Genomic DNA, 26,162 nt, shown 5'->3' on the forward strand with positions numbered 1-26,162 from the left:
TTGTAGGAGCGGCCTTGTGTCGCGAAAGGGCCGCAAAGCGGCCCCAGCAATTTTTGCCTTAACGCTGAAATACTGGGGCCGCTGCGCGGCCCGTTCGCGACACAAGGCCGCTCCTACAAAAAGCGCGTCCCGCTTAATAGCTGCTTTCCTCTATGACAAATGCCTTGGCGGCCGGCCTGTTGCGCACCGCTGCCGGCGTACCATCAAGCACCAGCACGTAATCGTTCTGCTGCGCCATCCCGTCCGGGTCTGTCCACTGCCCGTCCCTGGCTGCTACCTGGGCAACCACATGCCCGTTTTTCAGTATCGTCAGGTAACCATTGGCCTCGCTGTTCCAGCGCAGCCGCCCTTTGCTCTCATCGGCCCGCGCCTTGCGCACGCCGGTATCACCTAGCAAGGGTGTGCCGTCCAGCAGCCAGTCCGGCTGCAGCTTGAGGCCCATGTGGCGCAGGATGGTGGGTGCCACCGAGGTCTGTGCGGGCAGCCCGTACAGGTTGTCGGGCCCAGGCATTTCCGCGGGAATGCTCGGCTTGGTCAGCTCCTTGTTCATCGGTTTGTTGCTGGCAATGAAAATGGTTTTTTCCTGCTCCGAAGCGCTGCCATGGCCCTTGCCCCAGTAGTCGCGGCCATGATCGGTGCTGACGATTACCAGCCAGTCCTCCAGTGGAAACATGCGGCGTCTTTGCTCCACTTTGTCCAGTAGCCGACCGATCTCGCTGTCGGCCTTGCGCAAGGCCTGCAGATAGGGGCTGTTGCCGCCTTCGCCATAACCCTCCCGGTGGCCGATCTGATCAGGTTCGTCCAGTTGAATGAAGGTAAAGTCGGCGGGCGTGTTGCCAAGGATCTGCAATGTACGTTCAATCACCTGCTCATCGGACAACCCACTCTCGCGTACGTCGGCACCATGCGCATCCTCCAGCAGATAGGCCGTGTTGATGGGGGGCCAGTTGACGATGCTGGAGAGGTAGGCATTGGGCAGTGCCAGGCGCAGGCGTTTGAACAGGCTGGGAAACGCCGGGTTGGCACGCAGCGACTCGGCGTCTGAAACAACGCCGTGTTTGTCGCTCCATACACCTGTCAGCAAGGTGACCCAGCCGGGGGCGCTCAATGTGGCCTGCTCACTGGCTTTGCCGTTGACACCCCCCGCGTACGCCTTGCCATGGTAAAGGCGTTGTTTCAGCTGGGTGGCGTCGCCCAGTTTCAGGTATTGCTCGAGCTGCACCCCGTCCAGGCCGATGAACAAGGCCTTGGGCCGGCGTGGAGGTTGAGTGGGATCACACCCCGGCAGCAAGGCCAGGAACAGCAGTAACAGCAGGCTCGCTAGTCGCATGTAGAGGCATCCTTGAAGTACGCCACGAGCGTTGCAACAAAGCGCGTTGCCAACAACTGGCAGAAATGACAGGTGGTTTACGGCGTCGCTTGTCATCCGGTAAGCTGCATGAATTCATCGGATGATTGGTTGAGTCGAATGAGTACAGAGCTGACCAAGCGCTCCTTGGTTGAATTGGCGGTTGAGCGCATGCGCGAGCGTATCGTGCTGGGCGATTGGCAGGTCGGTCAGCGCCTGCCCACCGAGCCGGAACTGGCCCTGCAGCTGGGCATTAGCCGCAACACCGTGCGCGAGGCCATGCGTGTGCTGGCTTTCAGCGGCCTGGTAGAGATACGCCAGGGTGACGGCAGCTACCTGCGTACCGCCCAGGACCCACTGCAAGCAGTGCAGGCAATGTCCCGCTGTAGCGCCGAGCAGGCCCGTGAAACACGCCACATTCTTGAAACCGAGGCCATTGGCCTGGCTGCGTTGCGGCGTACCGAAGCCGACCTGCAAGGGCTGCGAGATGCGCTGGCCGGCAGTGCCGGGCACTTTCATGGGGATATCGACACCTATGTAACGTGCGACCTGGTGTTTCACCAGCGGCTGGTCGATGCCGCGCACAACCCCGCGCTTAGCGAGCTGTACCGCTATTTCTCTGGCGTGGTGGCGGCGGCGCTGCAGCACAACATGGCGACCGTGCCACGCTGTCAGGCCACGTTCGACCTGCATGGGCAGATCCTGAACGCGATCGAGCAACGCGACGCGGAGCGGGCCAAACGCCTGAGCCGTACCCTCATCGAATCCTGAACCCGAGAAGGCCATGGCTGAATCCATCACCCGTAACACCCCGTCGCACGAGCGAGACCTCGATGAGTTGCTGATCGACGCCGAAGCTGACGACGAGCAAGTCCAGCAACAGCCCGTGCAACTGCGCCGCCCCTGGCTGCTGTTGCTCGGCCTGGTGCTGGTGGCGCTGAACCTGCGGCCGGCGCTTTCAAGCATGGCGCCGGTGCTGGGCCAGGTGTCCGAAAGCCTGGGGCTCAATGCCTCGCAAGCCGGCTTGCTGACCACCTTGCCGGTGTTGTGCCTGGGGCTGTTTGCGCCGTTGGCGCCGATGCTGGCAAGGCGTTTTGGCAGCGAACGGGTGATCGTTGGCATCCTCGTCATCCTGGCGCTGGGCATTGTGCTGCGCAGCAGCTTTGGCGTTGCCGGGGTGTTCCTTGGCAGCCTGATGGCGGGGGCCAGTATCGGCATTATCGGTGTGTTGTTGCCGGGTATCGTCAAGCGCGATTTCCCCCGGCATGCGGGCACGCTGACTGGCGTGTACACCATGGCACTTTGCCTGGGGGCAGCGATGGCGGCAGGTGCCACCGTACCGTTGGCCCGGCATTTCGATGGAAGCTGGGCTCTGGGGCTGGGCTTCTGGGTGCTGCCGGCCGTGCTGGCCATGCTGGTGTGGCTGCCGCAGGCCCGCCAGGGGCATGGCCTGCACAAGGTGGCTTACCGCGTGCGCGGCTTGTGGCGTGACCCGCTGGCCTGGCAGGTGACGCTGTACATGGGGCTGCAGTCGTCGCTGGCCTACATCGTCTTTGGCTGGTTGCCTTCGATCCTGATCGGGCGTGGCCTGAGCCCGACCGAGGCGGGCCTGGTGCTGTCGGGATCGGTGATCGTGCAATTGGTCAGCGCGCTCAGCGCGCCCTGGCTTGCCACTCGCGGCAAGGACCAGCGCCTGGCGATCGTGGTGGTCATGCTGATCACCCTGGCAGGGCTGTTTGGCTGCCTGTACGCACCGCTTTCCGGGCTGTGGGGCTGGGCGGTGGTGCTGGGCCTGGGGCAGGGCGGCACCTTTGCCCTGGCACTGACCTTGATCGTACTGCGCTCGAAGGACGCGCACGTGGCGGCGAACCTGTCGAGCATGGCCCAAGGGGTAGGTTATACCCTGGCGTCGATGGGGCCGTTTGCGGTGGGGCTGGTACATGACCTGACTGGCGGCTGGGCGGCAGTGGGGTGGATCTTTGCTGTGCTAGGGGTGGGCGCCATTGTGTTCGGGCTTGGGGCCGGTCGGGCTTTGCATGTGCAGGTGAGTAGCGAAAAAGTCTGAGACTGGTGGTGGCAGTACCGGCCTCTTCGCGGGCAAGCCCGCTCCCACAGGATCACCACAGATTCAAAGTTTGTGCGGTCCCTGTGGGAGCGGGCGAGCCCGCGAAGAGGCCGGTACTGGCATATGCACCCGGGGCAGATTATCGTGCTGCTTTCTACCCTAGGACGGACCAGCCCAATGAGCGATGCCAACCGCGACCTGATCACGCGCTTTTACCAGGCCTTCCAGCGCCTGGACGCCGAGGCGATGATCGCCTGCTACAGCGACGACATCGTTTTCAGTGACCCGGTGTTCGGCACCCTGCGCGGCCGGGATGCGGGCGACATGTGGCGGATGCTCACTACCCGTGCAAAGGATTTCACCCTGTCGTTCGACAATGTCCGCGCCGATGAGCGCGGTGGCGCTGCGCACTGGGTGGCGACCTACCTGTTCAGCCAGACCGGCCGGGTGGTGGTCAACGACATCCAGGCGCGCTTCGTCATTCGTGATGGGCTGATCTGCCAGCATGACGATACCTTCGACCTGTGGCGCTGGTCGCGGCAGGCGTTGGGTATGCCAGGTGTATTGCTGGGCTGGTCGCCGCTGGTGCAGAACAAGGTGCGCTTGCAGGCATTCAAGGGGCTACGTGCGTTCCAGCAGGCCCGGGGTGAGTGAAGTCGTCGAAGTGGTTGTCGGCAAGCCTTGGTACGTCTACCTGGTAAGGGCGGCCAATGGTTCGTTGTATTGCGGCATCAGCGATGACCCGCAGCGGCGTTTCGTGGCACATCAGAAAGGGCAGGGGGCGCGCTATTTCAAGACCAGCCCGGCGCAGGCGCTGGTTTATGTGGAGCAGTGGCCGGACAAGGGCGAGGCTTTGCGCCAGGAGCGTTTGGTGAAACGGCTGCGCAAGTCGGCGAAGGAGGCGCTGGTGGCCTCTTTTCAAGGCAGTCCAGCCTGATGTTGGTGGGCCATGTGGGAGCGGGTTTACCCGCGAACACCGGCGAAGCCGGTGCCATGCACCGCGTGGTGTCTTTCGCGGGTAAACCCGCTCCCACAGGGCTCTGAGGTTATTAATCCTTGCGCCGCTTCAACTGGTCCACCAGGGTGGTCGGCAGCCCTTTGATGATCAAGGTCCCGGCTTCCTCGTCATACTCCACCTTGTCCCCCAGCAAGTGCGCCTCAAAGCTGATCGACAGCCCCTCGGCGCGCCCGGTAAAGCGGCGGAACTGGTTGAGGGTGCGTTTGTCCGCCGGGATTTCCGGCGACAGGCCGTAGTCCTTGTTGCGAATGTGGTCGTAGAACGCCTTGGGCCGGTCCTCGTCGATCAGGCTGGACAGCTCTTCCAGCGTCACCGGCTCGCCCAGCTTGGTCTGGGTGGTGGCGTAGTCGACCAGGGTCTGGGTCTTTTCGCGGGCTGACTCTTCGGGCAAGTCTTCGCTCTCGACGAAGTCGCTGAAGGCCTTGAGCAGGGTGCGGGTCTCGCCAGGGCCATCGACGCCTTCCTGGCAGCCGATGAAGTCGCGGAAATAATCCGAAACCTTCTTGCCGTTCTTGCCCTTGATGAACGAAATGTACTGCTTGGAGTTCTGGTTGTTCTTCCACTCCGACAAGTTGATGCGCGCCGCCAGGTGCAGCTGGCCAAGGTCGAGGTGGCGGGAAGGGGTGACGTCGAGTTCGGCGTTTACCGCCACGCCTTCGCTGTGGTGCAGCAGGGCGATCGCCAGGTACTCCGTCATGCCTTGCTGGTAGTGGGCAAAGAGGATGTGGCCGCCAGTGGACAGGTTGGACTCTTCCATCAGCTTCTGCAGGTGCTCGACGGCAGTGCGGCTGAAGGCAGTGAAGTCTTTTTCGGCATCCAGGTACTGCTTCAGCCAGCCGCTCAGCGGGTAGGCACCAGACTCACCGTGGAAAAAGCCCCAGGCCTTGCCTTGCTTGGCGTTATAGCTGTCGTTGAGGTCGGCCAACAGGTTTTCGATGGCGTCGGAAGCGGCCAGTTCGGAGTCACGGGCATGCAGTACGGCGGGGCTGCCATCGGGCTTTTTGTCGATCAGGTGAACGATGCAATGTCGGATTGGCATGGAATTCTCGGCGAGCTGCAAAAGTTGGCAAGTTTAACCCAGACACCAGGTGGTGCAGTGGCCGGATGTTGGCAGAAATGCCGGTTGTTCGTTTTTTGTTCAGTTTTGTGCGTTTTAAGCTAAAACCCCCGAAAAACCTGCATTAAATCGAAGTGCGCAGCGGATATTTATCCATTCCTGTGGTAGCTTTGCGCGGTCTTGTGCCCCTCGTGTGGCGCATTGCTGGCAGCTTGCTGTCGTCGTGTCGAACCAAACGCCGATTTACGTATCTACATACGCGATTGGCGCGGCCCTCCACTTCAAGGGGCTGGCCCGATAACGTCGTAGTTCGCTGCATAACCATCGAATTTGATAGGGAAGGAACACCACCATGGCATTGACCAAAGACCAACTGATTGCCGACATCGCCGAATCGATCGCCGCGCCAAAAGCCACCGCCAAGAACGCTCTGGAGCAACTGGGCCAGATCGTTGCCGACCAACTGGAAAACGGCGCTGAAATCACCCTGCCAGGCATCGGCAAGCTGAAAGTCTCCGAGCGTCCTGCCCGTACCGGCCGCAACCCTTCGACTGGCGCTGCCATCGAAATCGCTGCCAAGAAAGTCGTCAAGTTCGTTCCAGCCAAAGTGCTGACCGACGCCATCAACAAGTAATTGTTGAAGCTTTGACGAAACCGCGCCCGGCTTGCCCGGGCGCGGTTTTTTCATGCCTGTGATTTACGCTGGGCGTGCCAGGCCTGGCGCGCTGCATCGTCGTGGAAGCTCCAGGCGACCATGCGGCTCTGCTTTTGCCCTTGGCCCATTTCGATAATGCGCACGGCCTTGGAGCCGGCCTTCTTCAGCGCGGCTTCGATCCCCGGCAGGTTGCTGGCCTTGGACACCAGGCTGGTGAACCACAGTATTTGCCCGGCGTACTGCACGCTTTCGCCGACCAGTTGGGTGACAAAGCGGATTTCGCCGCCCTCGCACCACAGTTCGTTGTTCTGGCCCCCGAAGTTCAGCACCGGCAGCTTGCGCTTGGGGTCCTGCTTGCCAAGGTTCTTCCATTTGCGCTGGCTGCCGCGGGTGGCTTCGTCGCGTGAGGCATGGAAGGGCGGGTTGCACAGGGTCAGGTCGAAGCGTTCGCCCTCCTGCAGCAGCCCACTGAGGATGTGTGCCCGGTTGGCCTGCTGGCGCAGGGTGATGGCCTTGCCCAGGCCATTGGCCTGGACGATTGCCTTGGCCGAAGCCAGGGCTACCGGGTCGATATCTGAGCCGAGGAAGCGCCAGCGGTAGTCGCTGTGGCCCAACAACGGGTAGATGCAGTTGGCGCCCACACCGATGTCCAGCGCACGCACCTGCGCGCCCTTGGGGACTTCGTCGGCATTGTCTGTTGCCAGCAGGTCGGCGGCTACGTGGATGTAGTCGGCGCGGCCGGGAATGGGTGGGCACAGGTAGTCGGCGGGGATGTCCCAGTGCTGGATGCCGTACTGGGCCTTGAGCAGGGCACGGTTGAACACCCGCACGGCTTCGGGGTTGGCGAAGTCGATGCTGGGTTTGCCGTGGGGGTTGGTGATGGTGAAGCGCGCCAGGTCCGGGTGGGCCTTGATCAGGCTGGGGAAGTCGTAGCGGCCCTGGTGGCGGTTGCGCGGGTGCAGGGTGGGTTTTTCGGTCATGGTCGGATCCGGTGTTGCAGGCCGTGGGGCTGCTTTGCAGCCCTATCGCGACACAAGGCCGCTCCTACAGGATAGCGGCGCCTGTCAAACCGGCGCCGTCCCTGTAGGAGCGGCCTTGTGTCGCGAAAGGGCCGCACAGCGGCCCCAACGGTCTATCAGGTTGTTACAGCGCTGCAATCCGCGCATGCTGCTCGGTGAAGTTGGCCAGGGCCTGTTCGGACTCGGCCAGCTTGGCGCGTTCCTTCTCGATCACCGCAGGCGGGGCCTTGTCGACGAAGGCGGCGTTGGACAGCTTGCCACCCACGCGTGCGACTTCACCCTGCAGGCGCTGGATTTCCTTGTTCAGGCGCGCCAGCTCGGCATCCTTGTCGATCAGCCCGGCCATCGGCACCAGCACTTGCAGGTCACCCACCAGGGCGGTGGCCGAAAGCGGCGCCTCGTCGGCGTCGCTCAGTACCGTGAACGACTCGACCTTGGCCAGCTTCTTCAGCAGGGCTTCGTTTTCCTGCAGGCGGCGCTGGTCTTCGGCGTTGGCGTTCTTCAGGAACAGCGGCAGCGGCTTGCCCGGGCCGATGTTCATCTCGGCGCGGATGTTGCGCAGGCCGACCATCAGCTCTTTCAGCCACTCGATGTCACCTTCGGCAGCGGCGTCGATGCGCGCCTCAACGGCCACCGGCCATGGCTGCAGCATGATGGTCTTGCCGTTGATACCGGCCAGCGGCGCGATGCGCTGCCAGATTTCTTCGGTAATGAACGGCATGAACGGGTGCGCCAGGCGCAGTGCCACTTCCAGCACGCGCACCAGGGTGCGGCGGGTGCCACGGGCGCGCTCGACCGGGGCGTTTTCGTCCCACAGTACTGGCTTGGACAGCTCCAGGTACCAGTCGCAGTACTGGTTCCAGATGAACTCGTACAGTGCCTGGCTGGCCAGGTCGAAGCGGAACTGCTCCAGCTGGCGGGTCACTTCGGCTTCGGTACGCTGCAGTTGCGAGATGATCCAGCGGTCAGCCAGCGACAGCTCGTAGGCTTCGCCGTTCTGGCCGCAGTCCTCGCCCTTGTCCAGCACGTAGCGGGCGGCGTTCCAGATCTTGTTGCAGAAGTTGCGGTAGCCTTCGACGCGGCCCATGTCGAACTTGATGTCACGGCCAGTCGAGGCCAGCGAGCAGAAGGTGAAGCGCAGGGCGTCGGTGCCGTAGCTGGCGATACCTTCGGGGAACTCGGCCTTGGTCTGCTTGGCGATCTTCTCGGCAAGCTTGGGCTGCATCATGCCGCTGGTGCGCTTTTCCAGCAGGGCGTCGAGTGTGATGCCGTCGACGATGTCCAGCGGGTCGAGCACGTTGCCCTTGGACTTGGACATCTTCTGGCCCTGGCCGTCACGCACCAGGCCGTGTACGTAAACGGTCTTGAACGGTACCTGCGGGGTACCGTCCTCGTTCTTGATCAGGTGCATGGTCAGCATGATCATGCGCGCAACCCAGAAGAAGATGATGTCGAAGCCCGTCACCAGTACGTCGGTGGAGTGGAACTTCTTGAGGAATTCGGTCTGCTCCGGCCAGCCCAGGGTGGAGAAGGTCCACAGGCCCGAACTGAACCAGGTGTCGAGTACGTCGTCGTCCTGGCGCAGGACCACATCGGCGCCCAGCTTGTGTTTGGCGCGCACTTCTTCCTCGTTGCGGCCAACGTAGACCTGGCCGGCCTCGTCGTACCACGCCGGGATGCGGTGGCCCCACCACAACTGTCGGCTGATGCACCAGTCCTGGATATCGCGCATCCAGGAGAAGTACATGTTTTCGTACTGCTTGGGCACGAACTGGATGCGGCCGTCTTCCACGGCGGCGATGGCAGGTTCTGCCAGCGGCTTGGTGGAGACGTACCACTGGTCGGTCAGCCACGGCTCGATGATGGTGCCGGAGCGGTCGCCCTTCGGCACTTTCAGCGCGTGGTCGTCGATGCTGACCAGCAGGCCCTGGGCGTCCAGGTCGGCAACGATCTGCTTGCGCGCGACAAAGCGGTCGAGGTTGGCGTACTGGGCCGGCAGCTGGGTGTCGACCTGCTCGTTGACGCTGCCGTCGAGGTTGAAGGCCTGGGCGCTGGCCAGCACGAAGGCGTTCTTGTCGAAGATGTTCAGCAGTGGCAGGTTATGGCGCTTGCCGACTTCGTAGTCGTTGAAGTCGTGGGCCGGGGTAATCTTCACGCAGCCGGTACCGAACGCCGGGTCGCAGTAGTCGTCGGCGATGATCGGGATGCGGCGGCCGACCAGCGGCAGTTCGACGAACTTGCCGATCAGGGCCTGGTAGCGCTCGTCGTTCGGGTTTACCGCAACGGCGGCATCACCCAGCAGGGTTTCCGGACGGGTGGTGGCAACTACCAGGTAGTCCTGGCCTTCGGCGGTCTTGGCGCCGTCGGCCAGCGGGTAGCGCAGGTTCCACAGGTGGCCCTTCTCGTCGTGGTTCTCCACTTCCAGGTCGGAAATGGCCGTGTGCAGCTTGGTGTCCCAGTTGACCAGGCGCTTGCCGCGGTAGATCAGGCCGTCTTCATGCAGGCGCACGAAGGCTTCCTTGACCGCTTCGGACAGGCCGTCATCCATGGTGAAGCGCTCGCGGCTCCAGTCTACCGACGAGCCCAGGCGGCGGATCTGGCGGCTGATGTTGCCACCCGACTGATCCTTCCATTCCCAGACCTTTTCCAGGAACTGTTCGCGGCCCAGGTCATGGCGGTTCTGGCCCTTGGCTTCGAGCTGGCGTTCCACCAGCATCTGCGTGGCGATACCCGCGTGGTCGGTACCTGGCTGCCACAGGGTATCGCGGCCTTGCATGCGGCGGAAACGGATCAGGGCGTCCATGATCGCGTTGTTGAACCCGTGGCCCATGTGCAGGCTGCCGGTCACGTTCGGCGGCGGGATCATGATGGTGTAGGACTCGCCTGCACCTTGTGGGGCGAAATAGTTCTCGGACTCCCAGGTGTTGTACCAGGAAGTTTCGATAGCGTGCGGCTGGTAGGTCTTATCCATGCGCGGCGGGACCCTGTGCATTTATTCGGGAAAGCCGGGAAGTATAACCAAGCTGGGGGCCGCAGGCGACAAGCTGCTGCTATCTGGCAGGGCAGGCATGGCCTCTTCGCGGGTAAACCCGCTCCTACAGGTGAAGTACCGCCTTCAGGCCAGTGGTGATCCTGTGGGAGCGGGTTTACCCGCGAAGCAGGCAACAGCGATGTCCGGTATTACTCCGAACGTTTGATCAACCGCTCGATCCGCGCATCCAGCCGGCGCTTGATCTCGTTCTCGATATGCGGGGTAAAATCGTTGATCACGTCCTGCATGATCATTTGCGCAGCAGCACGCAGTTCGCTTTCCAGGTGCAGCAGGGTGTCCTGGCGGCGCGTTTGCGGGTCTTCATCGGGCAGGGCCGCTGCAGGTGCCGCAGCAGGCGCGGGGTTGCCGGCGGGCTCGTCGAGCAATAACGGGATTTGCTCCACCGTTTCGGTCAGCAGCGGTGGTTGCAGGTCGGCGTCGCCCAGCAACTGGCGGATCGACTCAAGGTCGTCGAGCAGATGGGCGGAGTCGGGCAGGGGAGAGTGCTTGTCCATCGTCGTCAAAGTCGCTGTAAGCGGTGGTCTTGCAGAGCATAGCCCTGTTCGCGGTAGAAACGGAATCGCTCTCGGGCCGATTGGCGAATGCCGGGCTCCTCGACGACAATTTCCGCCACCCGTTCGAACTGGCCGACAAAGCCCGGCACACCGGCACCCAGGTTGATCAGCAGGTCATGGTGGTCGCCGGCATTGTCAGCCAGGCCCAGGGCCACGCCAGCATCGGCATGCACCTCGGCCAGGTCGTGGGGTACGAAGGCTTCGCCCTTGAAACGCCACAGGCGCAGGTCCAGCTCGTTGCGCTGCTCGGCGTCCTGGCAATGCAGATAGACCCGGTGGCCGAGGCGCCAGGCCTTCTCGCACAGCTTGCAGGCGAAATCGAGCCGCGCCGACAGCGAGTCGGTTGGCAGTATGTAGAAGTCGACTTTGCTCATGATCGGTATCGCCGGCCGGCGGTGCGCAAGACACCGCCGGCATCACGGCGTCAGGCGCCGGCGCGGTCCAGCAGGTACTGGGTCAGCAGCGGGACCGGGCGGCCAGTGGCGCCCTTGTCCTTGCCGCCGCTGATCCAGGCGGTACCGGCGATGTCCATGTGCGCCCAGTTGTAGGCCTTGGCGAAGCGCGACAGGAAGCAACCGGCGGTAATGGTGCCGGCCTTCGGCCCACCGATGTTGCCCATGTCGGCAAACGGGCTGTCCAGCTGCTCCTGGTATTCATCGAACAGCGGCAGCTGCCAGGCGCGGTCGTCAGCGCGCTTGCCGGCGTCGAGCAACTGGCCCACCAGGTCGTCGTTGTTGCCCATCAGGCCGGTAGTGTGGCTGCCCAGGGCAACGATGCAGGCGCCGGTCAGGGTGGCGATATCGATCACTGCCTGTGGCTTGAAGCGCTCGGCGTAGGTCAGGGTGTCGCACAGCACCAGGCGGCCTTCGGCGTCGGTGTTGAGGATTTCCACAGTCTGGCCGCTCATGGTGGTGACGATGTCACCCGGGCGGGTGGCGCCGCCGCTCGGCATGTTCTCGGCACAGGCCAGCAGGCACACCAGGTTGATCGGCAGTTGCAGTTCGAGCACGGCACGCAGGGTGCCCAGTACGCTGGCGGCACCGCACATGTCGTACTTCATTTCGTCCATGCCGGCGCCAGGCTTGAGGCTGATGCCGCCGGTGTCGAAAGTGATGCCCTTGCCCACCAGCACGAACGGCTTGTCGGCCTTCTTGCCGCCCTGGTAGTTGAGCACGATCAGGCGTGGCGGTTGGTCGCTGCCCTGGCCCACGGCGTAGAACGCACCCATGCCCAGGTCCTTGATCTTCTTCTCGTCCAGCACTTCAACCTTCAGCGCCTTGTGGGCTTTGCCCAGGTCCTTGGCCTGCTCGGCGAGGAAGCTTGGGTGGCACACGTTGGGCGGCAGGTTGCCGAGGTCGCGGGTGAAGGCCATGCCGGTGGCGATGGCGCTGGCGTGCTTGACCGCGCGTTCGACTTCGGCCTGGCCGGCCTTGTCCACCAGCAGGGTCACTTTTTTCAGGGCGCGTGGCTCGGCTTTCTGGCTCTTGTAGCGGTCGAACACATATTCGCCGTCTTGCAGGGTTTCGGCCAGCAGGCGGTATTTGCCGTAATGGGCATCGCGGTTGCTGACAGCGATATCGTCCAGGGCCAGCACGGCGTCCGCGCCATTCAGGCCCTTGAGCACGCCGGCGACGCTGGCGACCAGCTTGCGCCAGGCGCGGTCGCCCAGGGCCTCGTCCTTGCCGCTGCCTACCAGCAGCACGCGCTCGGCCTTCAGGCCCGCAAGGTTCTGCAGCAGCAGGGTCTGGCCTGGCTTACCGGCCAGGTCGCCGCGCTTGAGTACCGCACTGATGGCGCCTTCGCTGGCCTGGTCGACGGCCTTGGCAACTGCGCCAAGTTTGCGGCTTTCACCTACCGGAATGACCAGAGTGGCGGTTTTTACGGATGCAGCGGCTACGCTTTTTACAACCAGTTCCATGTCAGGGTCCCCGAATGATCGATACGTATGGCGCTGTGTGCTCCAGCGCTCTGGACGGGCCTGGCCGCGTCGACGCGTGCCAGCGGAAAAGCAGCCAGTTTGAGCCTGCGGCAAGCGTGCTGACAACCCCGTTGTGCACCTTCATGCGCGGCCAAGTGACAGGGGCAGTCAATCACAGGATAATGCGCGCACTTTACATGGAGGTTCGCCTTTGGCGAACCGGCATTGGTCTTGGATGTACTAAGTCATTGTTTGGCGCCATTTCATGGCAGTCCGCCTTGGCAACCCAGGAGTGTCTGGTTTGATCGTCTTTCGTTATCTGTCCCGCGAGGTCCTGGTGACCTTGAGCGCCGTCAGCGCCGTGCTGCTGGTGATCATCATGAGCGGGCGCTTCATCAAGTACCTGGCCCAGGCCGCCCAGGGCGTGCTCGACCCGGGGGTATTGTTCCTGATCATGGGCTTCCGCCTGCCGGGCTTCCTGCAGCTGATCCTGCCCTTGGGTCTGTTCCTCGGCATTCTCCTGGCTTACGGGCGCCTTTACCTGGAAAGCGAGATGACCGTGCTGTCGGCCACCGGCATGAGCCAGCAGCGCCTGCTGGGCCTGACCATGGCCCCGGCCGCACTGGTTGCCCTGCTGGTGGCCTGGCTGAGCCTGAGCCTGGCACCGCTGGGCGTGGCCCAGGTGCAGCAGATCATCGCCCAGCAGGACACCCTGACCGAGTTCGACACGCTGGTGCCGGGCCGTTTCCAGACCTTGCGCGACGGTTCGCGGGTGACCTACACCGAGCAGCTGTCGGACGACCGCGTCAAGCTCGGGGGCGTGTTCATCTCCGAAAAACGCTTCAACCAGGATAAAACCAAGGACCGTGCGCCGTCGGTGCTGGTCGCCGAAAAGGGCCACCAGGAAATCCAGGCCGATGGTAACCGCTACCTGGTGCTGGAAAACGGCTATCGCTACGACGGTAACCCTGGCCAGGCCGATTACCGTGCGATCAAGTACGATACCTATGGCGTGCTGCTGCCCAAGCCGGAAGTCGCCGAGGAAGTCACCGAGCGCGAAGCCATCCCGACCCTCGACCTGTTCGGCAAGACCGACCTGCGCGAGCGCGCCGAGCTGCAATGGCGGCTGTCGCTGCCCATCCTGGTGTTCGTGGTAACGCTGCTGGCGGTGCCACTGTCCCGGGTCAACCCGCGCCAGGGCCGCTTCCTCAAGCTGCTGCCGGCAATTCTTCTGTACATGGCTTACCTGACAATGCTGATTTCCGTGCGCGGCGCCCTCGAGAAGGGCAAGCTGCCGATTGCCTTGGGCATGTGGTGGGTCCACGGCCTGTTCCTGCTGATCGGCCTTGGCCTGATGTACTGGGAACCTTTGCGCCTCAAGCGCGCCGCCCGCCGTGCGGAGGTGGCCCATGGCTAAGCTCGACCGCTACATCGGCCAGAGCGTGCTGCTGGCCATCCTGGCCGTGCTGGGCATCATCCTCGGCCTGGCTTCGCTGTTCGCCTTCATCGACGAGATGAGCGACCTGAGTGACACCTACACGGTGATGGAAGCGGGCAACTACGTGCTGCTGACCGCACCGCGGCGCTTGTACGACATGCTACCGATGGCCGCGCTGATCGGCTGCCTGATTGGCCTGGGCAGCCTGGCCAGCAGCAGTGAACTGACCATCATGCGTGCCGCCGGGGTTTCCATCGGCCGCATTGTCTGGGCGGTGATGAAACCGATGCTGGTACTGATGCTGGTTGGCCTGCTGATCGGCGAGTACGTGGCTCCGGTGACCGAGAACAAAGCCCAGGCCGACCGTTCCCTGGCCCAGGGCGGTGGTGAGGCGCAGAGTTCCAAGCGTGGTATGTGGCACCGCCAGGGCGAGGAGTTCGTGCACATCAACGCCGTGCAGCCCAACGGCCTGTTGCTGGGGGTAACCCGCTACCGCTTCGACAGCGAGCGCAAGATCCAGACATCCAGTTTTGCCCGTCGTGCCCAGTACAATGACGATCACTGGTTGCTCAGCGATGTCAGCACCACCTTCTTCCGCGGTGACCACACCGAGGTGGTGAAGGCCCCGAGCGAGCGCTGGGATGTATCGCTGACCCCGCAGTTGCTCAATACCGTGATCCTGGCGCCGGAGTCGCTGTCGATTACCGGGTTGTGGGACTACATCCACTACCTGTCCGATCAGGGCCTGAACAACGCCCGTTACTGGCTGGCATTCTGGACCAAGGTGCTGCAACCGATGGTTACTGCGGCACTGGTGCTGATGGCGATTTCATTCATCTTTGGTCCGCTGCGTTCGGTGACCCTTGGCCAGCGCGTGTTCACCGGTGTGCTGGTGGGCTTCGTGTTCCGTATCGGGCAGGACCTGCTCGGGCCTTCGAGCCAGGTGTTCGGCTTCCCGCCATTGCTGGCGGTGGTGATCCCGGCGGGTATCTGTGCGTTGGCCGGTGTGTGGTTGTTGCGTAGGGCAGGTTGATGGCCTGAGCTGCACAAGGAAGCCGACCTCAGGGTCGGCTTTTTCATGGGTGTTAACCTGTGCGGGCCTATTCGCGGGTAAACCCGCTCCCACAGGGATCGCATGGATTTCGAACCCTGTGCTGTACCTGTGGGAGCGGGTTCACCCGCGAAGAGGCCCTCAAAGGCAAAACAAATCCCCAGCTTATTTCTTCTGCTTCGGCACCCGCACCAACTGGCTTTCCGAATAAATGTCATGCCAGCCACGCTTGCGCTTGTCGATCAGTACCCAGAAGAACCCCAGCCCCAAACACAGCCACGACGCGATCGACACCACAAAGCGCAGCAGCGCCTGCCACAGGCTGATGGCCGAGCCATCGGCGTTCTGTACTCTCACGCCCCACACCTGCATGCCCAAGGTCTGCCCGCCATGGGTCCAGAACTTGGCAAAGAAACCGAACAAGGCAAACAGCAATACCGTCGACAGCAGCGGGTCGCCATCCAGCGCACCGGCCTCGGTCAGCTCGCGCATGCGTGCTTCGCCGATGATCGCCATCTGGATCATCTTGTAGGCGCCGGCGGTCACGATCAGCAGCGCCGTGCACAACAAAAAGTCATAGAACATCGCCGCCAGGCGCCGGCCCAGGCCGACCGGCGGAAATTCACCCTGGGGTGTGAGCAGAGGCTTGGTCATGCAGGACAGCTCCAGAAATCGAAGCCGCTATTCTACGGGCAAAAAAAAGCCCCTGCACTTGGCAGGGGCTTTTGGGTGTCTGGTATTCGCTTAGGCGATGACCTGAACCTTGTCAGCCTGCTGGCCTTTCTGGCCCTGGACTGCTTCGAAGCTGACTTTCTGGCCTTCTTTCAGGCTCTTGAAGCCGTTGCCTTCGATAGCGCGGAAGTGCACGAACAGATCCGGACCGCTTTCTGGGGTGATGAAGCCGTAACCTTTTTCGTCATTGAACCACTTGACGGTACCGTTCTGACGCTCAGCCATTGTCTTATTTCCTATGGAGCTTAAATTTTGATGACAGTTACTTTCGCACTTTTTTGTAAGCGAAAGATTACTGGGCTGTTTTGCAGGAAAGTAAGAGACGTCGAACGGGTTGTAGCAACTCTCGGCTACTGGCCCAGGTCACGAACTGTTGCGACCCATGCAAACACAGTGCAGTGAATGTACGCCAACTCCCGAGCGAAAAACAAGCCCTTGGTCGTATGGAAAACCGGCCGTTTGCCGATAACCGACCGCTTTGTCGGAAACGGCATGGCGCCTGGCCTGGCGCCATGTTCAAAAGTTATTGGGCAGGTTCGAAAACGAATATGTGGCGCCTGCCCAAAACCTTCACAAAGCTGTTTCAACCCCGGTAGTAACGTTGTGCTACGAAAGGCATTTTGCTGACTTTCAAGGCAACCTTCTTGCCGCGCACCACGGCAAACAGCGCGGTGTCGACTGCGGCATGTTCACTATCGATATAACCCATTGCAACAGGTGCGCCGAGTGTCGGGCCAAAACCACCACTGCACACTTTGCCGACCGGTTTATCGTTGGCATCGACAATGTCCGCACCTTCACGCACGGGGGTGCGCTCTTGCGGCAACAGGCCCACACGTTTGCGTGCGACACCGTCGCGCTGGTGAGCAAAGATTGCTTCGGCGCCCGGGAAACCGGCGGCACGTTCGCCGTCGGCGCGGCGGACCTTGGAAATGGCCCACAGCAGGCTGGCTTCGATCGGCGTGGTCTCGCTGTTCATGTCGTGGCCATACAGGCACAGGCCCGCTTCCAGGCGCAGCGAATCGCGAGCGCCCAGGCCAATCGGCTGCACCTCCGGCTCGGCCAGCAGGCGGCGCGCGAGGGCGTCGGCTGCGTGGGCCGGGACCGAGATCTCGTAGCCGTCTTCGCCGGTGTAGCCCGAGCGGCTGACGAAGCAGTCTTCACCCAGCAGTTTCACCGGGCGGAACTGCATGAAGGTCATGCCGGCCACTTCCGGGGCCAGGCGCTCCAGTACCTTGACTGCCGCCAGGCCTTGCAGGGCCAGCAGGGCACGCTCCTCAAACAGCGGCTGTATTTCGCAGCGGTTGCCGATGTGCTTTTGCAGGTGGGCCAGGTCCTGGTCCTTGCAGGCAGCGTTGACCACCAGAAACAGCGTGTCGTCGCCCAGGTTGGCGACCATCAGGTCGTCAAGGATGCCGCCTTGCTCATTGGTGAACATGGCGTAGCGCTGCATGCCCACCGGCAAGTCGATGATGTCCACCGGCACCAGGCTTTCCAGGGCCTTGGCCGCGTCGGCGCCGCGCAGGATGATCTGGCCCATGTGCGAGACATCGAACAGGCCGGCCTGCTCGCGGGTGTGCAGGTGCTCCTTGAGCACGCCCAGCGGGTACTGCACCGGCATGTCGTAGCCAGCGAACGGCACCATGCGCGCACCCAGTTCCAGGTGCAGGGCATGCAGTGGGGTCTTGAGCAGTGTTTCGGACATCGGTGACTCCTTGCTGTTGTTGTAGGGTCAACATTCGATGATGTTGACAGCCAGGCCGCCACGGGCGGTCTCTTTGTATTTGCTTTTCATGTCAGCGCCGGTCTGGCGCATGGTGCGGATGACCTTGTCGAGCGACACGAAGTGCTGCCCGTCGCCGCGCAAGGCCATGCGAACCGCGTTGATCGCCTTCACCGAACCCATGGCGTTGCGCTCGATGCACGGCACCTGGACCAGCCCGCCGATCGGGTCGCAGGTCAGGCCCAGGTTGTGTTCCATGCCGATTTCAGCGGCGTTCTCGACCTGCTGCACGCTACCGCCCATCACTTCGCACAGCGCCCCGGCGGCCATCGAGCAGGCCACACCCACCTCGCCCTGGCAGCCCACCTCGGCGCCAGAGATGGAGGCATTTTCCTTGTACAGGATGCCGATGGCTGCGGCGGTGAGCAGAAAGCGCACCACCCCGTCGTCGCTGGCGCCCGGTACGAAGCGCATGTAGTAGTGCAACACCGCCGGGACGATGCCTGCGGCGCCGTTGGTGGGTGCGGTAACCACCCGCCCGCCGTAGGCGTTTTCCTCGTTCACCGCCAAGGCGTAGAGGTTGACCCAGTCAAGCACCGATAGCGCATCACGCAGGCTGGCTTCCGGGTGGCGGCTCAGCTGGCGATACAGGGCCGGTGCCCGGCGCTTGACCTTGAGGCCGCCGGGCAGGATGCCTTCATGCTGGCAACCGGCTTCGACGCAATCCTGCATCACTTGCCAGATGCGCAGCAGCCCGGCGCGTGTTTCGGCTTCCGGGCGCCACGCCGCCTCGTTGGCCAGCATCACCTGGCTCACCGACAGGTTTTGCGCGGTGCAGTGGCCGAGCAGTTCCTTGGCGGTCTTGAACGGGTAGGCCAGCACGGTGCTGTCCTCGACGATGCGGTCGTGGCCGGCGGCGTCCTCGTCGACGACGAAACCGCCGCCCACCGAGTAGTACTCGCGGCTGCGGATTTGCAGGCCGGCGTCGTCGAAGGCGCGGAAGATCATGCCGTTGGGGTGGTAGTCCAGCGGCTTGCGGATCATTGCCAGGTGCTGCTTTTCGATGAAGGCAATGCTGTGCTCGCCGAGCAGGTTGATGCGGCCGCTGTCGCGGATGGCCTGCAGGCGGGCGGGGATGCTGTCGGTGTCGATGACGTCGGGGTGTTCGCCTTCAAGGCCCAGTAACACGGCTTTGTCACTGCCGTGGCCCTTGCCGGTAGCCCCCAGCGAGCCATACAGCTCGGCCTTGACGCTGGCAGTGCGGGCCAGCAGGCCGTCACGCCGCAGGCCTTCGGCAAACCGCGCCGCGGCGCGCATCGGGCCGACCGTGTGTGAACTGGAGGGGCCGATGCCGATCTTGAACAGGTCGAAGACGCTGAGTGACATGGTGACCTCCAAACCGGCTCTTCAGGTTGGTGGGACCCTGTGGGAGCGGGTTTACCCGCGAATGCGGCGGTAACGCCACCATTGCATTCGCGGTTAAACCCGCTCCTACACAGAGCCCGCCACCCAAGGGGAGGTGGCGGGGAGGGGCTATCAGGCGTCCTGATAGCTCTCGATCGACGGGCAGGCGCACACCAGGTTGCGGTCGCCGAACACGTTGTCGACCCGGCCGACCGGTGGCCAGTACTTGCCTTCCACCAGGCTCGGCAGCGGGTACACCGCCTGCTCGCGGCTGTAGCCGTGGGCCCATTCGCCAACCAGCTCGGCCGCAGTGTGCGGGGCGTTTTTCAGCGGGTTGTCGTCCTTGTCCAGGCTACCGTTCTCGACCGCGCGGATTTCTTCGCGGATCTGGATCATCGCGTTGCAGAACCGGTCCAGTTCTTCCTTGGACTCACTTTCGGTCGGTTCGATCATCAGCGTGCCGGCCACCGGGAAGGACATGGTCGGGGCATGGAAACCGAAGTCGATCAGGCGCTTGGCCACGTCGTCGACGCTGATGCCGCTGGTGTCCTTCAGCGGGCGCAGGTCGAGGATGCACTCGTGGGCCACCAGGCCATTGCCGCCGGTATACAGGACAGGATAGTGCTCTTCCAGGCGGCGGGCGATGTAGTTGGCGTTGAGGATCGCCATTTGCGAGGCACGCTTGAGGCCGGCACCGCCCATCATGCGGATGTACATCCAGGTAATCGGCAGGATGCTGGCGCTACCGAATGGCGCAGCGCACACCGCGCCCTGGGTGTTTTCCAGCTGCGCATGGCCTGGCAGGAACGGCGCCAGGTGCGACTTGACGCCAATCGGGCCGACGCCCGGGCCACCACCGCCGTGCGGGATGCAGAAGGTCTTGTGCAGGTTCAGGTGGGAAACGTCGCCGCCGAACTTGCCCGGGGCGCACAGGCCGACCATGGCGTTCATGTTGGCGCCGTCGATGTACACCTGGCCACCGTTGTCGTGAATGATCGCGCAGATCTCGCCGATCGCTTCCTCGAACACACCGTGGGTGGACGGGTAGGTGATCATGATTGCGGCCAGGCGCTCGCGGTGCTCGATGGCCTTGGCGCGCAGGTCCTCGACATCGACGTTGCCGCGGGCGTCACAGGCCGTGACCACCACACGCATGCCGGCCATGTTCGCGGTGGCCGGGTTGGTGCCGTGGGCCGACGACGGGATCAGGCAGATGTCACGGTGGCCTTCGCCACGGCTGCGGTGGTAGGCACGGATGGCCAAGAGCCCTGCGTACTCGCCTTGCGAACCGGCGTTGGGTTGTAGTGACACGGCGTCATAGCCGGTAGCGGCGCAGAGCATGGCTTCCAGCTCGGTGGTCATCTGCAGGTAGCCCTGGCTCTGCTCGGCCGGGGCGAACGGGTGGAGGTTGCCGAACTCGGCCCAGGTGACCGGGATCATTTCGCTGGCAGCGTTCAGCTTCATGGTGCACGAGCCCAGCGGGATCATGCTGCGGTCCAGCGCCAGGTCCTTGTCGGCCAGGCGGCGCAGGTAGCGCATCAGTTCGGTTTCGCTGTGGTAGCGGTTGAACACCGGGTGCTCGAGGATGGCCGACTGGCGCAGCAGGGCGGCAGGCAGCAGCGAACCGGTGGTGGCGGCCAAAGCGGCGAAGTCAGGCTGGGCCTGGTCGCCAGCGAACAGCTGCCACAGGGCCTCGACGTCAGCCTGGCTGCTGGTTTCGTCCAGCGACAGGCCCAGGTGGGCGGCGTCGACCTGGCGCAGGTTGATGCCTTGGGCGCGAGCCTGGTCATGCAGGCTGGCGGTGCGGGTGCCGGTGGCCAGGGTCAGGGTATCGAAGGCACTGCTGCCCGCCACCTGAACGCCCAGCGCTTTCAGGCCGGCGGCCAGGATCGCGGTCAGCGCATGGGTGCGCTCGGCAATGCGCTTGAGGCCGGCCGGGCCGTGGTACACGGCGAACATGCTGGCGATGTTGGCCAGCAGCACCTGGGCGGTGCAGATGTTGCTGGTGGCCTTTTCGCGGCGGATGTGCTGCTCACGCGTTTGCATGGCCAGGCGCAGGGCAGTCTTGCCAAAACGGTCGATCGACACGCCGACCAGGCGGCCTGGCATGTCGCGCTTGAACGCGTCACGGGTAGCGAAGTACGCCGCGTGCGGGCCGCCGAAGCCCAGTGGCACGCCAAAGCGCTGGGCGCTGCCGATGGCCACGTCGGCCTCGAATTCGCCCGGTGGGGTCAGCAGGGTCAGGGCCAGCAGGTCGGCAGCCACGGCAACCAGCGCGTTGGCGGCGTGGAAGCGCTGTACCACCTCGCGGTAGTCGAACACGTCACCGTTGCTGGCCGGGTACTGCAGCAGCGCGCCGAAGAAGGCGCTGACATCGCCCACCTCGCGTTCGTCGCCGACTACCACTTCGATGCCCAGCGGCTCGGCACGGGTGCGCAGCACGTCGAGGGTTTGCGGGTGGCAATGTACCGAGGCGAAGAACGCGTGGCTGGCCTTGTTTTTCGACAGGCGCTTGCAGAAGGTCATGGCCTCGGCGGCAGCGGTAGCTTCGTCGAGCAAGGATGCGTTGGCGATCGGCAGGCCAGTCAGGTCGCTGATCAGGGTCTGGAAGTTCAGCAGCGCTTCCAGGCGGCCCTGGGAAATTTCTGGCTGGTACGGGGTGTAGGCGGTGTACCAGGCCGGGTTTTCCAGCAGGTTGCGCAGGATCGGCGCCGGGGTGTGGGTGTTGTAGTACCCCTGGCCGATGTAGCTCTTGAACAGCTGGTTCTTGCCGGCGATGGTCTTGAGTGCGGCCAGTGCATCGGCTTCACTCTGGCCGTCGTGCGAACCGAGTACGCTGGTGCCTTTGATGCTGTCGGGGATGACCGCAGCGGTCATGGCTTCCAGCGAGTCGAAGCCGAGGGCGGCAAGCATGGCCTGCTCGTCCGCGGTGCGCGGGCCGATGTGGCGGGCAATGAATTCGTTGGCGGTGCCGAGGTTGATGGTCATGGCGGGGTCCCTCAGGCGTCGTCGTTGGCTTTGAGCAGGCGGTCGTAGGCGTCCTGGTCGAGCAGGGCGCTGACAGCAGCGGCATCGGCGGGCTTGAAGCGGAAGAACCAGCCTTCGCCCATCGGGTCTTCGTTGACCAGTTCCGGGCTGTCTTCAAGCTGGGCGTTGACCTCGACCACTTCACCGGTCAGTGGCATGTACACGCCGCTGGCGGCTTTGACCGACTCGACGGTGGATGCTTCGCTGCCTTTCTCATACTGCTGCAACTCTGGCAGTTGCACGAAAACCACATCGCCAAGTGCATTCTGGGCGTAGGCGGTGATGCCCACGGTGACGCTGCCATCGGCTTCGACGCGCAGCCATTCGTGGTCTTCAGTAAAACGCAACTCGCTCATGGGGAATCCTCGGGAAGCAGGGCGTAGGGCGCGGTGGATCCGCGCTCTTGGGGTTGGGATTCCCTTAGCAAAAATGCGGCCAAGCTATAAAAAACGTTATAAATCAATGAGTTGATGATTTTGCGTAATCATTCGGTCATGTTTTTGGAATGAAATCGCTACAGCGGGAGGAAGATGAAAAAGGGTTTGGGGATCAAACCCTTGCGTAGACGCACTGGAATGGCGTTGTATTGATTTCGGTACGGTGTATTTAAATCAATACAAAGTTGACTGCACTGGCCCCCATCGCGGCGGCCAGTGCAGGAGAAAATCGCTTAACCCGCGACAAACATCGGCAGTGCCAGGTACAACTTGATCACGATGACATTGATGATGTCGATGAAGAACGCCCCTACCATCGGCACCACCAGGAAGGCGATATGCGAGGCGCCGTAGCGCTGGGTCACCGCCTGCATGTTGGCGATCGCTGTGGGCGTTGCGCCCAGGCCAAAGCCACAGTGCCCGGCAGCCAGCACCGCTGCATCATAGTTACGGCCCATGACCCGGAACGTCACGAAGATCGCAAACAGTGCCATGACCAATGTCTGTGCGCCGAGCAACACAAAGAATGGCAGGGCGAGTGCTGCCAGGTCCCATAGTTTCAGCGACATCAAGGCAATTGCCAGGAACAACGACAAACTGACGTTGCCCAGTACCGAGACTTCGCGCTCGAACACATGATAGAAGCCGAAGGCCGAGAGGCCGTTGCGCAGCAATACACCGACGAACAACACACAAACGAACGTTGGCAGTTCGAATGCGGTGCCTTTCAACACGCCATTGAGCAACGAGCCAGCGAGCAAACTGACCGCGATCAGTGCCAGTGTTTCGACAAATGAAAACGAGGTGATCAGGCGCTCTTTGTCAGGTTGCTCGAAGCCCTTGGGCAGTTGCGGTACTTCTTCTTCAAGCCCGGGTGTTTTTACCTGCTTGATCAGCAACCGAGCGACGGGGCCGCCAATCAGGCCACCCAGTACCAGGCCGAAGGTGGCAGAAGCCATTGCCAGTTCGGAGGCCGAAGCCAGGCCAAACTTCTCGCTGAACGTTGCCCCCCAGGCCGCGCCGGTGCCGTGGCCGCCGGACAGGGTAATTGAGCCGGCCAGCAGGCCCATCAGCGGGTCGAGCCCCAATGCCGTGGCCAGGCCGATGCCCATGCCGTTCTGTACCAGCAGCAGGCCGGTGACTACCAGCAGGAACACGCTGACCACGCGGCCGCCCTTTTTCAGGCTGGCAAAGTCTGCGCTCAAGCCGATGGTGGCGAAGAACGCCAGCATCAAGGGGGCTTGCAGCGAGGTATCAAACTGCACGTGTACATCGAAACTGCGCAACGCCAACAGTGCCAAGGCGACTACCAGGCCGCCGGCAACCGGTTCGGGAATGTTGTAAGTGCGCAAGAAACCAATGCGTGCGACCAGGCCGCGTCCTAGCAACAGCACTAATGAGGCGGCTACAAGTGTCCCGTAAAAATCGAGTTCAAACATCAGGTGCTCTCGTTATATCCAGTAGCGGACCACTCCCCGTTCTGCGGCGGATAAGTGGGGTGACAGGTGGGATTACACTGTCACCATTCTACGAGGCATGCGTGGGAGAGTACCTTTCACTGGCGTAGGAAAAGCCTGAATAACAACTGGGCTTTTACAACGTCTATCAGCCTTTACCCGGTATTCCGTATTTACGCAGGCGCAGGGCGATGGCGGTGTGCGAAGTTTGCAGGCGCCCGGCCAGTTGCCTTGTGGAGGGGTAGCTGGCATACAGGCGCTGCAACAACTCCCGTTCGAAGTCGCCCACGGCCTGTTCCAGGCTGGCTACTTCGCCATCTTGCCCGCGGGCCACCGAGGTGCCGGCAATGTCCAGGTCGCCGATGTCCACCAGGTTGCCTTCGCAGATGGCGGCCGCGCGGAAAATCACGTTCTGCAATTGGCGCACATTGCCCGGCCATGGGTTGGCCAGCAGTGCCGAATGGGTGGCCGGGGTCAACCGGCAGGCCGGGCGCTGGATCTGCGTGCAGGCCTGCTGCATGAAGAAGTGCGCCAGCATCAGGATGTCCTGGCCACGGTCGCGTAGCGGCGGTACCTGCAGGTTGAGCACGTTGAGGCGGTAGAACAGGTCTTCGCGGAAGCTGCCTTCGGCAACCATGCGCTCCAGGTCACGGTGGGTGGCGCTGATGATGCGCACATCCACATTCACTTCGCGGTCGCCGCCTACCCGGCGGAAGCTGCCATCGCTGAGAAAACGCAGCAGCTTGGCCTGCAGGTACGGCGACATTTCGCCAATTTCATCCAGGAATACCGTGCCTTGGTTGGCCAGTTCCATCAGCCCGGGCTTGCCACCGCGTTGCGCACCGGTGAAGGCGCCGGGGGCGTAGCCGAACAGCTCGCTCTCGGCCAGGCTTTCGGGCAATGCAGCGCAGTTCAGGGCCAGGAACGGTGCCGAGTGACGGCTGCTGATGGCATGGCAGGCACGGGCCACCAACTCTTTGCCGGTGCCGGTTTCACCATGCACCAGCAGCGGTGCGTCCAGTGCCGCCACGCGCAGGGCGCGGGCTTTGAGGGTACGGATGGCCGGCGACTCGCCGAGCAAGGCATCGAAACCTTCGGCATGGTCGTGGTGCAGGGCCGACAGGCGTTCACCCATGCGGGTCGGCGGGTACAGTGTCAGCAGGCCACCGGCGTTGGTGATCGGCATGGCGTCCAGCAGCAGGCTCTGGCCGTTCAGCTGCATCTCGCGCATCGGCAGGTGGAAATTGTTGTCCAGCAGCGCTTGCAGCAGCGCCGGGTCGTCGAACAGCTCACCAACCGAGCGCCCGGCCGATTCGCGGCCGCACAGTTCGATCAGCGCCGGGTTGGCCAGTAGTACCTTGCCAGCACTGTCCACCGCCAAGACCGGGTCGCTCATGGCGGCCAGCAGGGCATCGAGCTGCAGGTGGCGGCGCTGGCCGGGGAGGATGTCGACCACGTCCACCGACTGCACGCCGTGAACTTCGAACAGCGCGTCGTGCAGCTCTTCAAGTACGGCGGGGCTGAGGGTGGGGGCGTCGATGTAGACGTTCGGCGGGACCATCTCCACGGCGTCCAGGTTGAGGTTGCGGGCACCGAGCAGGGCGAGGACTTCCTGGGTGATGCCGACGCGGTCGATGAAGCTGACGTGGATGCGCATGGGAGACGGTGAAGTGGTGGCCGGGGAGGGCGGTAGTATGCCTTAACATCGCCGGGGCCGCTGTGCGGCCCATCGCGACGCAAGGCCGCTCCTACAGGGGAACGCGTATCCTTGTAGGAGCGGCCTTGTATCGCGATTGGGCTGCAAGGCAGCCCCAAAATCCTGAAATTACTCCAGATGCTCAGGCTTGATCGGGTCGCCCGACTTCACATCCAGTTTTTCGCGTATGTCTGCAAACATGTAGTCATAAAGCTTGTGCGGCGAGCTCAGGTTCTCGAACTTCTTCGGCGACGGCAGGTACGCTTGCGCCTTGCGGGTCAGCAGCATGAGAAAACTGGGCAGCGCCTGATCCTTGGGCAGGAAGAACGCTTCATCTACCGTCTTGCCTTCGATGCTGCCATGCATGCGGAACTGAATGCCTCTACCTTCCTTGGGGTCCGACACTGCCTCGTATTCGATGTTCAGGTCATAGCTGTGGTCATCTTTGTTCAGCGCGGTGCGCTCGATGTGTACATGACCGGGGTGGTACTGGGCCATGGAAAGCTCCTTG

At 62.8% G+C, this 26,162-nt stretch carries 23 protein-coding genes; 7 read left to right on the forward strand and 16 right to left on the reverse strand.

Annotated elements, in window-relative coordinates; genetic code table 11:
* Positions 1-133 precede the first annotated feature (133 nt).
* Complete coding sequence (locus IAE39_RS05480) at positions 134-1,330, reverse strand: alkaline phosphatase family protein (protein ID WP_201200056.1); 1,197 nt, start codon at positions 1,328-1,330, stop codon at positions 134-136.
* 138 nt (positions 1,331-1,468) lie between these two features.
* Here IAE39_RS05480 and IAE39_RS05485 point away from each other — a divergent pair, with 138 nt between their 5' ends.
* The 4 genes from IAE39_RS05485 to IAE39_RS05500 all read left to right on the forward strand — a co-directional run bounded on the left by IAE39_RS05485 (position 1,469) and on the right by IAE39_RS05500 (position 4,350).
* Positions 1,469-2,119: a FadR/GntR family transcriptional regulator gene (locus IAE39_RS05485; RefSeq protein ID WP_201200058.1), complete on the forward strand. Its 651-nt coding sequence runs from the start codon at positions 1,469-1,471 to the stop codon at positions 2,117-2,119.
* A gap of 13 nt (positions 2,120-2,132) precedes the next feature.
* Positions 2,133-3,413 (forward strand): CynX/NimT family MFS transporter, encoded by a 1,281-nt coding sequence (locus IAE39_RS05490; protein WP_201200060.1) that lies wholly within the window; start codon positions 2,133-2,135, stop codon positions 3,411-3,413.
* 177 nt (positions 3,414-3,590) lie between these two features.
* On the forward strand, positions 3,591-4,067 hold the full coding sequence (locus IAE39_RS05495) for a nuclear transport factor 2 family protein (protein ID WP_201200062.1): 477 nt from the start codon (positions 3,591-3,593) through the stop codon (positions 4,065-4,067).
* Positions 4,060-4,350, forward strand: a complete 291-nt coding sequence (locus IAE39_RS05500; RefSeq protein ID WP_201200064.1) for a GIY-YIG nuclease family protein — start codon at positions 4,060-4,062, stop codon at positions 4,348-4,350. The genes IAE39_RS05495 and IAE39_RS05500 overlap by 8 nt, the downstream gene beginning before the upstream one ends.
* A 112-nt stretch (positions 4,351-4,462) precedes the next feature.
* On the opposite strand, the gene yejK is transcribed toward IAE39_RS05500, so the two are convergent.
* Positions 4,463-5,470: a nucleoid-associated protein YejK gene (gene yejK / locus IAE39_RS05505; protein WP_201200066.1), complete on the reverse strand. Its 1,008-nt coding sequence runs from the start codon at positions 5,468-5,470 to the stop codon at positions 4,463-4,465.
* 370 nt (positions 5,471-5,840) lie between these two features.
* Here yejK and IAE39_RS05510 point away from each other — a divergent pair, with 370 nt between their 5' ends.
* Positions 5,841-6,122 (forward strand): HU family DNA-binding protein, encoded by a 282-nt coding sequence (locus IAE39_RS05510; protein ID WP_003255106.1) that lies wholly within the window; start codon positions 5,841-5,843, stop codon positions 6,120-6,122.
* 50 nt (positions 6,123-6,172) lie between these two features.
* On the opposite strand, the gene rlmF is transcribed toward IAE39_RS05510, so the two are convergent.
* The 5 genes from rlmF to IAE39_RS05535 all read right to left on the reverse strand — a co-directional run bounded on the left by rlmF (position 6,173) and on the right by IAE39_RS05535 (position 12,686).
* The gene (gene rlmF / locus IAE39_RS05515; RefSeq protein WP_201200068.1) at positions 6,173-7,123 is read right to left on the reverse strand and encodes a 23S rRNA (adenine(1618)-N(6))-methyltransferase RlmF; all 951 of its coding nucleotides are present in this window, start codon (positions 7,121-7,123) and stop codon (positions 6,173-6,175) included.
* 163 nt (positions 7,124-7,286) lie between these two features.
* Positions 7,287-10,133 (reverse strand): valine--tRNA ligase, encoded by a 2,847-nt coding sequence (locus IAE39_RS05520; RefSeq protein WP_201200076.1) that lies wholly within the window; start codon positions 10,131-10,133, stop codon positions 7,287-7,289.
* A 209-nt stretch (positions 10,134-10,342) separates the two neighbouring features.
* Positions 10,343-10,708 carry a DNA polymerase III subunit chi gene (locus tag IAE39_RS05525; RefSeq protein ID WP_201200078.1) on the reverse strand — a complete coding sequence of 122 codons (366 nt, stop codon included), beginning with the start codon at positions 10,706-10,708 and terminating at the stop codon, positions 10,343-10,345.
* A 5-nt stretch (positions 10,709-10,713) separates the two neighbouring features.
* Positions 10,714-11,142 (reverse strand): DNA polymerase III subunit chi, encoded by a 429-nt coding sequence (locus tag IAE39_RS05530; RefSeq protein WP_201200080.1) that lies wholly within the window; start codon positions 11,140-11,142, stop codon positions 10,714-10,716.
* Positions 11,143-11,192: 50 nt separating this feature from the next.
* Positions 11,193-12,686 (reverse strand): leucyl aminopeptidase, encoded by a 1,494-nt coding sequence (locus IAE39_RS05535; RefSeq protein WP_201200082.1) that lies wholly within the window; start codon positions 12,684-12,686, stop codon positions 11,193-11,195.
* A gap of 301 nt (positions 12,687-12,987) precedes the next feature.
* On the opposite strand from IAE39_RS05535, the gene lptF reads away from it, so the two are divergent.
* Entirely contained in the window at positions 12,988-14,103 is a 1,116-nt protein-coding gene (lptF, locus tag IAE39_RS05540; protein ID WP_201200083.1) for an LPS export ABC transporter permease LptF, read from the forward strand.
* Complete coding sequence (lptG, locus tag IAE39_RS05545) at positions 14,096-15,157, forward strand: LPS export ABC transporter permease LptG (RefSeq protein ID WP_201200085.1); 1,062 nt, start codon at positions 14,096-14,098, stop codon at positions 15,155-15,157. Before lptF ends, lptG begins: the two co-directional genes overlap by 8 nt.
* Positions 15,158-15,340: 183 nt before the next feature.
* Here the strand turns inward: lptG and IAE39_RS05550 are convergent, their stop codons facing one another.
* The 9 genes from IAE39_RS05550 to IAE39_RS05590 all read right to left on the reverse strand — a co-directional run bounded on the left by IAE39_RS05550 (position 15,341) and on the right by IAE39_RS05590 (position 26,149).
* Positions 15,341-15,829, reverse strand: a complete 489-nt coding sequence (locus IAE39_RS05550; RefSeq protein WP_201200086.1) for an RDD family protein — start codon at positions 15,827-15,829, stop codon at positions 15,341-15,343.
* A 90-nt stretch (positions 15,830-15,919) separates the two neighbouring features.
* The gene (locus IAE39_RS05555; RefSeq protein ID WP_201200087.1) at positions 15,920-16,132 is read right to left on the reverse strand and encodes a cold-shock protein; all 213 of its coding nucleotides are present in this window, start codon (positions 16,130-16,132) and stop codon (positions 15,920-15,922) included.
* A gap of 358 nt (positions 16,133-16,490) precedes the next feature.
* A complete protein-coding gene (gcvT, locus tag IAE39_RS05560) occupies positions 16,491-17,612 on the reverse strand; it encodes a glycine cleavage system aminomethyltransferase GcvT (RefSeq protein WP_201200088.1) in 1,122 nt (373 codons plus the stop codon).
* 27 nt (positions 17,613-17,639) lie between these two features.
* Positions 17,640-19,016, reverse strand: coding sequence for an L-serine ammonia-lyase (locus tag IAE39_RS05565; protein WP_201200089.1), 1,377 nt, complete (start codon positions 19,014-19,016; stop codon positions 17,640-17,642).
* A 150-nt stretch (positions 19,017-19,166) separates the two neighbouring features.
* Positions 19,167-22,022: an aminomethyl-transferring glycine dehydrogenase gene (gene gcvP / locus IAE39_RS05570; RefSeq protein ID WP_201200090.1), complete on the reverse strand. Its 2,856-nt coding sequence runs from the start codon at positions 22,020-22,022 to the stop codon at positions 19,167-19,169.
* An 11-nt stretch (positions 22,023-22,033) separates the two neighbouring features.
* Complete coding sequence (gene gcvH / locus IAE39_RS05575; RefSeq protein ID WP_201200091.1) at positions 22,034-22,417, reverse strand: glycine cleavage system protein GcvH; 384 nt, start codon at positions 22,415-22,417, stop codon at positions 22,034-22,036.
* Positions 22,418-22,731: 314 nt separating this feature from the next.
* Positions 22,732-23,937, reverse strand: a complete 1,206-nt coding sequence (gene gltS / locus IAE39_RS05580; RefSeq protein WP_201200092.1) for a sodium/glutamate symporter — start codon at positions 23,935-23,937, stop codon at positions 22,732-22,734.
* A gap of 166 nt (positions 23,938-24,103) precedes the next feature.
* Positions 24,104-25,612 (reverse strand): sigma-54-dependent transcriptional regulator, encoded by a 1,509-nt coding sequence (locus tag IAE39_RS05585; protein ID WP_201200094.1) that lies wholly within the window; start codon positions 25,610-25,612, stop codon positions 24,104-24,106.
* Positions 25,613-25,780: 168 nt separating this feature from the next.
* Positions 25,781-26,149, reverse strand: a complete 369-nt coding sequence (locus IAE39_RS05590) for a DUF5064 family protein (protein WP_201200096.1) — start codon at positions 26,147-26,149, stop codon at positions 25,781-25,783.
* Positions 26,150-26,162: the final 13 nt, after the last annotated feature.

This window comes from Pseudomonas sp. S37, assembly GCF_016658545.1.
Classification (GTDB): domain Bacteria; phylum Pseudomonadota; class Gammaproteobacteria; order Pseudomonadales; family Pseudomonadaceae; genus Aquipseudomonas.

Excerpts from the sequence above, each read along its gene's own strand:
- gcvT (WP_201200088.1), bottom strand. The coding sequence starts at position 17,612 with ATGTCCGAAACACTGCTCAAGACCCCACTGCATGCCCTGCACCTGGAA.
- IAE39_RS05550 (WP_201200086.1), bottom strand. The coding sequence starts at position 15,829 with ATGACCAAGCCTCTGCTCACACCCCAGGGTGAATTTCCGCCGGTCGGC.
- IAE39_RS05585 (WP_201200094.1), bottom strand. The coding sequence starts at position 25,612 with ATGCGCATCCACGTCAGCTTCATCGACCGCGTCGGCATCACCCAGGAA.
- IAE39_RS05590 (WP_201200096.1), bottom strand. The coding sequence starts at position 26,149 with ATGGCCCAGTACCACCCCGGTCATGTACACATCGAGCGCACCGCGCTG.
- IAE39_RS05485 (WP_201200058.1), top strand. The coding sequence starts at position 1,469 with ATGAGTACAGAGCTGACCAAGCGCTCCTTGGTTGAATTGGCGGTTGAG.
- IAE39_RS05525 (WP_201200078.1), bottom strand. The coding sequence starts at position 10,708 with ATGGACAAGCACTCTCCCCTGCCCGACTCCGCCCATCTGCTCGACGAC.
- IAE39_RS05535 (WP_201200082.1), bottom strand. The coding sequence starts at position 12,686 with ATGGAACTGGTTGTAAAAAGCGTAGCCGCTGCATCCGTAAAAACCGCC.
- lptG (WP_201200085.1), top strand. The coding sequence starts at position 14,096 with ATGGCTAAGCTCGACCGCTACATCGGCCAGAGCGTGCTGCTGGCCATC.
- IAE39_RS05480 (WP_201200056.1), bottom strand. The coding sequence starts at position 1,330 with ATGCGACTAGCGAGCCTGCTGTTACTGCTGTTCCTGGCCTTGCTGCCG.
- IAE39_RS05530 (WP_201200080.1), bottom strand. The coding sequence starts at position 11,142 with ATGAGCAAAGTCGACTTCTACATACTGCCAACCGACTCGCTGTCGGCG.
- IAE39_RS05490 (WP_201200060.1), top strand. The coding sequence starts at position 2,133 with ATGGCTGAATCCATCACCCGTAACACCCCGTCGCACGAGCGAGACCTC.
- gcvH (WP_201200091.1), bottom strand. The coding sequence starts at position 22,417 with ATGAGCGAGTTGCGTTTTACTGAAGACCACGAATGGCTGCGCGTCGAA.
- IAE39_RS05495 (WP_201200062.1), top strand. The coding sequence starts at position 3,591 with ATGAGCGATGCCAACCGCGACCTGATCACGCGCTTTTACCAGGCCTTC.
- IAE39_RS05520 (WP_201200076.1), bottom strand. The coding sequence starts at position 10,133 with ATGGATAAGACCTACCAGCCGCACGCTATCGAAACTTCCTGGTACAAC.
- IAE39_RS05510 (WP_003255106.1), top strand. The coding sequence starts at position 5,841 with ATGGCATTGACCAAAGACCAACTGATTGCCGACATCGCCGAATCGATC.
- yejK (WP_201200066.1), bottom strand. The coding sequence starts at position 5,470 with ATGCCAATCCGACATTGCATCGTTCACCTGATCGACAAAAAGCCCGAT.
- gltS (WP_201200092.1), bottom strand. The coding sequence starts at position 23,937 with ATGTTTGAACTCGATTTTTACGGGACACTTGTAGCCGCCTCATTAGTG.
- IAE39_RS05565 (WP_201200089.1), bottom strand. The coding sequence starts at position 19,016 with ATGTCACTCAGCGTCTTCGACCTGTTCAAGATCGGCATCGGCCCCTCC.
- rlmF (WP_201200068.1), bottom strand. The coding sequence starts at position 7,123 with ATGACCGAAAAACCCACCCTGCACCCGCGCAACCGCCACCAGGGCCGC.
- gcvP (WP_201200090.1), bottom strand. The coding sequence starts at position 22,022 with ATGACCATCAACCTCGGCACCGCCAACGAATTCATTGCCCGCCACATC.
- IAE39_RS05555 (WP_201200087.1), bottom strand. The coding sequence starts at position 16,132 with ATGGCTGAGCGTCAGAACGGTACCGTCAAGTGGTTCAATGACGAAAAA.